Annotated in this window: 10 protein-coding genes; 9 read left to right on the top strand and 1 reads right to left on the bottom strand. The window is 25.0% G+C overall.

Annotation, left to right across the window (positions count from 1 at the left end):
• The first annotated feature begins 439 nt into the window (after positions 1-439).
• From I2E83_RS03740 to I2E83_RS03720, 5 genes are all read left to right on the top strand, one after another.
• A complete protein-coding gene (locus I2E83_RS03740) occupies positions 440-634 on the top strand; it encodes a hypothetical protein (RefSeq protein WP_195428591.1) in 195 nt (64 codons plus the stop codon).
• Between the two features lie 17 nt (positions 635-651).
• Positions 652-1,074 carry a response regulator transcription factor gene (locus I2E83_RS03735; protein WP_195428589.1) on the top strand — a complete coding sequence of 141 codons (423 nt, stop codon included), beginning with the start codon at positions 652-654 and terminating at the stop codon, positions 1,072-1,074.
• Positions 1,075-1,325: 251 nt separating this feature from the next.
• The gene (locus I2E83_RS03730; RefSeq protein ID WP_195264240.1) at positions 1,326-2,261 is read left to right on the top strand and encodes an ATP-binding cassette domain-containing protein; all 936 of its coding nucleotides are present in this window, start codon (positions 1,326-1,328) and stop codon (positions 2,259-2,261) included.
• Positions 2,262-2,272: 11 nt separating this feature from the next.
• A complete protein-coding gene (locus tag I2E83_RS03725; RefSeq protein WP_195428586.1) occupies positions 2,273-3,436 on the top strand; it encodes an ABC transporter permease in 1,164 nt (387 codons plus the stop codon).
• Positions 3,411-4,556, top strand: a complete 1,146-nt coding sequence (locus I2E83_RS03720) for an ABC transporter permease (protein WP_195264238.1) — start codon at positions 3,411-3,413, stop codon at positions 4,554-4,556. Before I2E83_RS03725 ends, I2E83_RS03720 begins: the two co-directional genes overlap by 26 nt.
• A 90-nt stretch (positions 4,557-4,646) precedes the next feature.
• Here the strand turns inward: I2E83_RS03720 and I2E83_RS03715 are convergent, their stop codons facing one another.
• Positions 4,647-6,113 carry an SPFH domain-containing protein gene (locus I2E83_RS03715; protein ID WP_195428584.1) on the bottom strand — a complete coding sequence of 489 codons (1,467 nt, stop codon included), beginning with the start codon at positions 6,111-6,113 and terminating at the stop codon, positions 4,647-4,649.
• Between the two features lie 410 nt (positions 6,114-6,523).
• On the opposite strand from I2E83_RS03715, the gene I2E83_RS03710 reads away from it, so the two are divergent.
• The 4 genes from I2E83_RS03710 to lepB all read left to right on the top strand — a co-directional run bounded on the left by I2E83_RS03710 (position 6,524) and on the right by lepB (position 7,956).
• Entirely contained in the window at positions 6,524-6,802 is a 279-nt protein-coding gene (locus I2E83_RS03710; RefSeq protein ID WP_195264236.1) for a hypothetical protein, read from the top strand.
• A gap of 30 nt (positions 6,803-6,832) precedes the next feature.
• Positions 6,833-6,967: a hypothetical protein gene (locus I2E83_RS18130; protein ID WP_279325320.1), complete on the top strand. Its 135-nt coding sequence runs from the start codon at positions 6,833-6,835 to the stop codon at positions 6,965-6,967.
• Between the two features lie 171 nt (positions 6,968-7,138).
• Positions 7,139-7,327 carry a hypothetical protein gene (locus tag I2E83_RS03705; RefSeq protein ID WP_195264234.1) on the top strand — a complete coding sequence of 63 codons (189 nt, stop codon included), beginning with the start codon at positions 7,139-7,141 and terminating at the stop codon, positions 7,325-7,327.
• A gap of 32 nt (positions 7,328-7,359) precedes the next feature.
• The gene (gene lepB / locus I2E83_RS03700) at positions 7,360-7,956 is read left to right on the top strand and encodes a signal peptidase I (RefSeq protein WP_195428582.1); all 597 of its coding nucleotides are present in this window, start codon (positions 7,360-7,362) and stop codon (positions 7,954-7,956) included.
• Positions 7,957-8,118: the final 162 nt, after the last annotated feature.

The raw sequence follows: 8,118 nt of genomic DNA, 5'->3' as shown, positions 1-8,118 counted from the left end.
AAGGGGCTCGCGAAACGCGAGCCCCTTTTAAACCATTGGATTTACTTACTTAAAGACGTTTTTAAACTTAAATAGAAATTTTTAACTATTATTTATATATATGCAAAATGGGAAGTTTGAATTAAAATTTTCTTTTTTATCGGTTAATAACAAAATTTTTTTGATACAGGTCATTAGATTGTATAAAAAATATAAGAATTCATGGAAATAAGTAATTTTATATGAAGAAAATAGATTTTAATTAAATAAATACCAATTGGGGGTGAGTAAGAATAAAAACTATCGATTTCTTTATAATACTAAAATTAGTTTTATGTGTATTGGTTGTATGGACAAGTATAGAATCAGATAAATTAAGTTTAACAGTTGTTTTTTATATTTTACTTAATATAATAATTGGCTTTATAAGAGGGCTTTTATATTATATATATAAATTTTTATGGAATATTTTAATTATATTAGAAGTAATGAAAAAATTATAAAATTAGAAGTAAAGGATAATGGTAACGGATGTAAATTTATAAATAAAGGAATAGGGCTTACTAATATTGAGGATAAGATAAATAATGTTGAAGGAAAAATAATTTTTAATAGTGAAGAAGGCTTTGGAGTTATAATTTTAATTCCTTATTAATTTGGAGAGAGGTTAGAATGAGTATAAAATTAGTTATTGCAGATGATGATGCGTTAATTAAGGAAAGATATATAAGAGACGGTATAAAAAATGGTGCAAAAGGATATTTATTAAAAAATACAAAACCTGATAGAATAATTCAAACTACGGAAATGGTTAATGATGGAAATTATGTTATTCAAGATGAGATTTTAATAAAGCTTAGTAATAACCTAAATAAAAAAGAATTTCAAAAAAGTAATATGGATAAAAGTATTTTTACAGAAAGAGAGCTAGAGGTTATTAAAGCAATATCAGAAGGATTAAATAACAAAGAAATTTCAAGGTTATTATATATATCAGAAGGAACTGTTAAGAATCATATAACATCTATATTTCAGAAGAGTGGATTGGCCCATAGAACTCAAATTGCTATTTATTATATAAGATGTTTTTCTTAATAGGGCATAAAAAATTAAATATACTATACTTATAAATTTATCGTTTTATTCAAATTAGTATAGTAATTCTTTAATATACTAATAGATTTAATTATGTAAGTTATTTATTGAGATACATGATTTAATTATAATAAATTAATAAATATAAATATATATATGACTTTTGTCATATATATAAGATGACCTTTGCTAGATTTCCTAGGAGGGGTTTTTTATATAATATTATTAAGGAATATAAAGGAGATGGTTATATGGGAGTTATAGAAATAAAGGATTTAGTCAAAAAATACGATGATAATATAGCAGTTGATAATATTAATTTAAGTATAGAAGAAGGAGAAATATATGGGATTTTAGGTCCAAATGGAGCTGGTAAAAGCACTACAATAAGTATAGTTTGTTCTCTTTTACGACCTTCATCTGGTGAAGTCAAAATTTTAGGAGAAGATATTAAGAGAAATTCTTTAAAAATAAAAAAGTTTTTAGGATTAGTTCCACAAAGTATTGCAGTTTATAGTGATTTTACTGCTTATGAAAATGTCAAGTTTTTTGGAGAATTATATGGATTAAGAGGAAATAAGCTTAAAGAAAGTATAGAAAAATCTTTAGAATTTACAGGGCTTTTGGAAGTGAAAAATAAAAAAGCTAAAGAATTTTCAGGAGGAATGTTAAGGCGATTAAATATTGCATGTGCAATAATTCATAACCCTAAAATATTAATTATGGACGAGCCTACAGTTGGTATAGATCCACAATCTAGGAACCACATAATGCAATCAGTTAAGGAGTTAAACAAACAAGGAGTAACCATAGTTTATACAACTCACTATATGGAGGAAGCAGAAGCGCTATGTTCTAAAATTGCTATTATTGATAAAGGAAAAATAATAGTAGAAGGTAGTAAAGAAGAATTAAAAGATATGGTGAGTGACAAAAGGACTTTAAATATAGGACTTGATGATATTTATAAAATGAATATAGAAGCTTTACGAAATATTGAGGGAGTCTTAGATATAAATATTGATGAAAATAATCTTATTATTACTTCATCTAAAGATGTAAATAACCTTGATAAAATTATAAAAGTAGTATCAGAACAAAATGTAAAAATAACTGATTTAGGCTTTAAGGAAATAACTTTAGAAACTGTATTTTTATCTTTAACAGGAAAAAAACTGAGAGATTAGGAGGGAGAAGTATGATTTCTATAATTAAAGCAGTAATTATTAATTGCGTAAGAGATAAAAAGAATCATTTATTTATGATATTTTTCCCTTTATTTTTAATATTGTTAATTGGAAGTACGGTATCCTCATATTTTAACAGCACAGATAATCAAGTAGTTTTAGAAGATGTAGCTGTATATTATTTAGATGATAGTTCAGAGAAGATAAAAGAAGTTTTCAATACTTTTAAAAATATAGAATTTGAAGATAAAAATAATATAAAGCTAACTTTAAAAGAAATTGATGATATTGAGGTTGGTAAAAAAGAAGTAAAAGTTAATAGAGCTATATTGTTGCATCTAAAACAAGATACTATAGAATTTTATTCAAATAGTCAATCAATGGTAAATCCATCTTTTGTTTATGGTTTACTAAATAGTATTGCTGACAGGTACAATACAATAACAGAGGTTTATAGTATAAATCCAGGTAAAGCAAATGAAATTGTAAAGAGTGAATATGTTAATAATATTGTAGAAGAAGAAAATATTGCTTATAATGAAAGGCCAGATTCAATGGATTATTATGGAGTTGCAGAAATAGGGCTTATGATATTTTATTTTGTAACATTACCACTATATAATATTAAAAATGATAGAAAAAATAGTATAAAAGATAGAATAAATTTATCAGGAATATCAACAAGCAAATATTATTTCGCTTCATTTCTAGGGTTCTTGATTTATTCTTTTGGAACATTGATGATAACCTATATATTAAGTAATATTATTTTTGATATAAATTATGGTAGAAATCTATTAATTGTACCACTAGCAATGATACCATTTTTAATTATAGTAATAGGAATTGGGATTATAGTTCCTATGATTTTTAAAGAGGAAGAAGTTTCAGGTACAATAATACAAAATGTAATAATACCAGTATTAACATTTTTAGGTGGAGGATACATTGCACTTGATGATAATTTAGGAGGGCTTTTAAATATTGTAACAAGTATTTCACCATTAAGATGGTTTAATATAAGTATATTTAGATATATCTACTCTGGAGACAGTACTACTTTAATTAGATGGTTATTGATTGGAGCAGTTAGTTTGATAATTATAATTTCAATAATTTGTATAGTTGGGAAGAGGAGTGATAGGATAAATGAAAAATATATTAGTATTAATTAAAAATAATTTAAAGATATCAATATTAAAAAAGCCAGTAGGATTTATCATATCACTAATAGCACCTGTGATAATACTTTTCATTATGCTAAAAATAATTAACTTTAATTCTGGATATATAAAAATTGGAATAATAGATAATGATAAATCTATAACTAGTGATTTAATATTAAGTTCAATTAAAAGCTATGATGGTTTTGATGTAAAAGAAATAAAAAAAGAAGATATAAAAAATTTATTTGCAGAAAATGCTATTAATACTGTAATAGAGATAGATAGTGGTTTCGAAGATGATTTAATAAAGGGAAATACAAATTTAATTAAAGTTACTTCAATAGAAAATAATGATATTAGTAAAGTAATAAAAGAATTAATAAATGAGAAGATGGCTAATATAAATAATATTTTAATAGCTTCAGAAGGGAATAAAGATATATATTATAAATCTTTAAATAATTATAGTGATAGACCATATATAGAAATACAAAAAGAAAGTTTAAATGATTTACAAGGGGATTATACTTTTAGTCAAATATTTGTTGGATTTATTATAATGTTTATGCTTATAAGAGGGATGGCATCTTCTTATAGAGTATTTGATGAAAAAGAGGAAAATATATACACAAGAATATTTATGGCGCCTATAAAAACCTATGAGTATTATGTAGCAGATGTTATAAGTGGATATATATCAATATTAATTCAAGTAATATTTGGGGTTTTGGGAATAAGATTTTTAAATATAGAAGTTGGAGTTGGTAATTTCGAATTATTTATAATATTAGCTTTATTAGGATTAGTTTCAATTAGTTTAGGGGTATGTTGCAGGGCTTTCTCTAAAAATAGAACAGAAGCATCGAATATATTTAATTTTGCTAATATGATAATGGTGATGATTGGAGGAGCTTTTGTTCCAATTGATATAATGCCACCTATAATAGAAAAAATATCATACTTTACTCCAGTTAGATGGGCTATGGAATCAATAGTATCTATACAACAAGGAGCTACTATAGCAGATATTTATAAATATCTAGCAATAATATTATTATTTGCATTGACTTTCTTTACTATTGGAATTTATAGGACTTCTAAGGAAGAAAAGGTTATTATGATAAATTAGTAGTATTAGTTACTTCATAATAATAAAAGAAATAAATAAAAAGAAAAATTACTACAAGTTTTTAATTCTTGTAGTAATTTTATTTTAAATTTATTCTACTATGTCAGATATATTTTCTTCGGTATCTTTTGGATCAATATTTTCAGAATTAGATGTTGTATTAGGTTTTTTATTAACAAAATTATTTAGCAGGTTTGCTAAATCTACTCCTGTTATATCTTTTAAAACCTCAAAGCCATTAGCAGTAACATCAGTTACAATTTTAGCAACTTTTGATGCACCTTGAGATCCACCATTATCTATAACAGTTAATTTATCTATTTGCTCTAATGGACTTGCAACTTCTTTCATTACGTCTGGTAATCTATTTACTACCATTTCAACTATTGCAGCTTCTCCATATTTAGCCATAGCCTCTGCCAATCTATCTTTTGCTTCAGCTTCAGCAATACCTTTAGCTTTAATGGCATCAGCTTCAGCCAATCCTTTAGCTCTTATAGCTTCTGCATCAGCTTGAGCCTGAATCTTCTTGGCATCAGCTTCGGCTATTGCTCTTACTCTTATTGCCTCAGCTTCAGCTTCGGCTTGTCTAATAGCTTGAATCTTATTCGCTTCTGCAGCAACTTCAACTTCATACTTTTTAGCATCAGCAGGTTTCTTTACTTCGGCTATTAATTTCTTTTCAACAACTAGAGCTTCTTTTTCAGCAAGCTCAGCTTGTTGTTCGGCTAGAATTGAGTTGTTTTCAACTTCTTGTAATTTATAAGCTACGTCAGCATTTGCTTTTGCTTTATCTTGTTCAGCTCTAAATGCTTCAAGTTTAATTTTTTTATCTCTTTCACTTTGTGCAATTTCAGTTTCAGCTTCTAACTTCGCTTTTTGTCCTTCTCTTGTTGCACTAGCAGTTTTAATTTCTGTATCTCTTTTTCTTTCAGCTTCAGCTATATCAGCTTCTGATTTAGCTGCTGCTATTTGAGGCTTAGCTCTATTTTCTAAGTAGCCACCTTGAGTACTTATTTTTAAAATTGTATAAGATATTAGAACTAAACCCATTGAACCTAATTCATTTCTTATATCATCTTCAATTCGTTGTTCAAATGAAGCTCTATCTTCATTTATTTGTTCAACAGTTAATGTAGAAATAATACCTCTTAATTTACCTTCTAATATTTGTTCAACTATAGTTTTTATTACATTTACTGTGTTTTTTTCTCCACCACTACAAAATTGTTCTACTGCTTTTAATACGTTTTCGCTATCGTTTTTAACCTTTACAACTGCGGTACCAACTATATTAACAAATATACCTTGTTTTGCAGGTGCTTCATTTACATCTGTTGTCATTGATATGTTTTCTAATGAAATAGTAGAAGATGTTTCTAGTACGGGAATCATTAATCCCCCTCTTCCAAGTAAAACTCTTTTTCGAAGACCTGTAATTACCATTGCTTTATCAGCAGGAACTCTTCTCCAAAAAGATAGAAAGACTATTAAAACTATAACTACAATAATTATTATTGGAAGAGCATTTAATAGTTTTTCAAGAAAAATGTTCATTATTATTTCCCCCTTTTATTAAATTAAATTTATCTTACATTCATATTTTACCATAAAAATTTTAAAAATATGAAATATTTAGAAAAATAAGGTTAAAAAATTCCTATTATCAATATGTTTTGTGATATAATATGTATAAAATATTGGGAATTATAAAGTGAAATTAATTTAATAAAATACATGAATTGAAATGAAGATTATATATTTTTCATGATAAATATTATTAGTAGTTTTATTTATTACATTATCGTATTTTAAATTTTATAAATTACATTTTAAAGAAAATTTAAATGTAGAAATTATTAAAATAAAAAGATAAATTTTATAAACAGCGTCTGTTGTTATGATAAAAAAGAAAAGTTAGTTTTATATAGTGTAGATATTAGTAGTAGCTTTAGGGAGAAATCATTATGAAAAAAGAAATATTATATATTATTTTAGCTATTATTATTTCAATAAATATATGGATATTGTTTTTGCTGTTAAATAACTCTTATTTATTAGGTAAGTTAAATGTATATCTAATATGGATATCATCAATTTTATTGGGGGTAATAGCATTTACTATATCAAGAAAATATAAAATAAATAAAAAAATTGATATGATTATAATAACTATAACTATTTTTTCGTTTGTAATTTTAATATATATAGGTGTGATTCTAAGGATGATATCATCTATATATTAGTAAAAGTATTTTATAAAAGGAGTGATATAAATGGTAGAAATTATAGCTCTAATTCCTATAGTATTATTTTTCATAATATTATATTTTACTATACGTTTAGCAGTGAGACATGCTATTAAAGATAGTAGTGAAGAGTTTAAGAATAATATAAAAAAACCTAGTTAAAGCTGGAATTAATGAAAATGAATGGATGAAAAATAATTAAAATTACTAGAAGTATTTATTAGGAGTTTTCTAAACATAGAAAACAAAAATTCTCTTAAGAACTCTATAAAAAGTAACAAAAAATTATATATCGAATATAAATAAAAGAAAATCATATTTTAGGAGAGTATTATGGTAAATGTTTTAGTGTTAGTAGCGTTATTCTTGGGATTCGTATTAATTAAAGTTGGAAGAAAGAGTATGAGAAAATTAATTACTTATTTGGGATTAACAATAGTAATTGCTTTAGCTATTTATATAATGCAGGAATTTTTTAGTGATCTTATATATGGAGTTACTAGTGCATTTGAAGAGTTTTAAGAATTAATGATAGGTTGTAAGGGGGGATTTCTTTGAATAATAAAAATATTATAAAGGAAATTAGAGGATCAATTTTAACTATATTAGGAACTATTATAATAGTAGTATTAGTAAATACGGAAGTATTAGCAAGTGCTAAAGTTCAGCAAGAATCAATGGAAAATACATTATATAATGATGAAAAACTTATAGTTGATAAGATTAGCTACAATTTTACTACGCCTGAAAGAGGAGATATTATAATATTCTTTGATAATGAAGAAAAAGGCAATGTATTTGAAGAAAGTTATAAATATTTAAAAGAGATGGCTTCAATAAGATATGATACTGATACTAGAACAAGACTAGTTAAAAGAGTAATAGGGATTCCGGGAGATGAAGTAGATATAAAGGATGGGCATGTATATATAAATGGTAATATACTAGATGAAACTTATGTTAAAGGTAATACATATATTAGAGATATAAATTTTCCAATTAAGGTAGAAGATGATACTTTATTTGTTCTTGGTGATAATAGAGAAAAAAGCAAGGATAGTAGAAATTTTGGACTTATAAATATTAATCAAGTTGAAGGAAAAGTAGTATTTAGATTATCACCAGTTAGTAGATTTGGAGTTATAGAATAAAATATGATATATATTTAACCTTAAAATATTTTTAAATTTAATAATTAATGTTAAGAAGTGGATAGTATTACTATATTATTCACTTCTTAATTATTACGAATATATTATAGTTTCTAAAATATGTTTGAGTTATAAAAACATTTAGTTATAATTAAGATTACT

The organism is Clostridium sp. D46t1_190503_E9 (assembly GCF_015555225.1).
Taxonomy (GTDB): Bacteria; Bacillota; Clostridia; order Clostridiales; family Clostridiaceae; genus Clostridium.
Note: the sequence above shows the minus strand (reverse complement) of the source record. Positions and strands in the feature narration are given on the sequence as shown.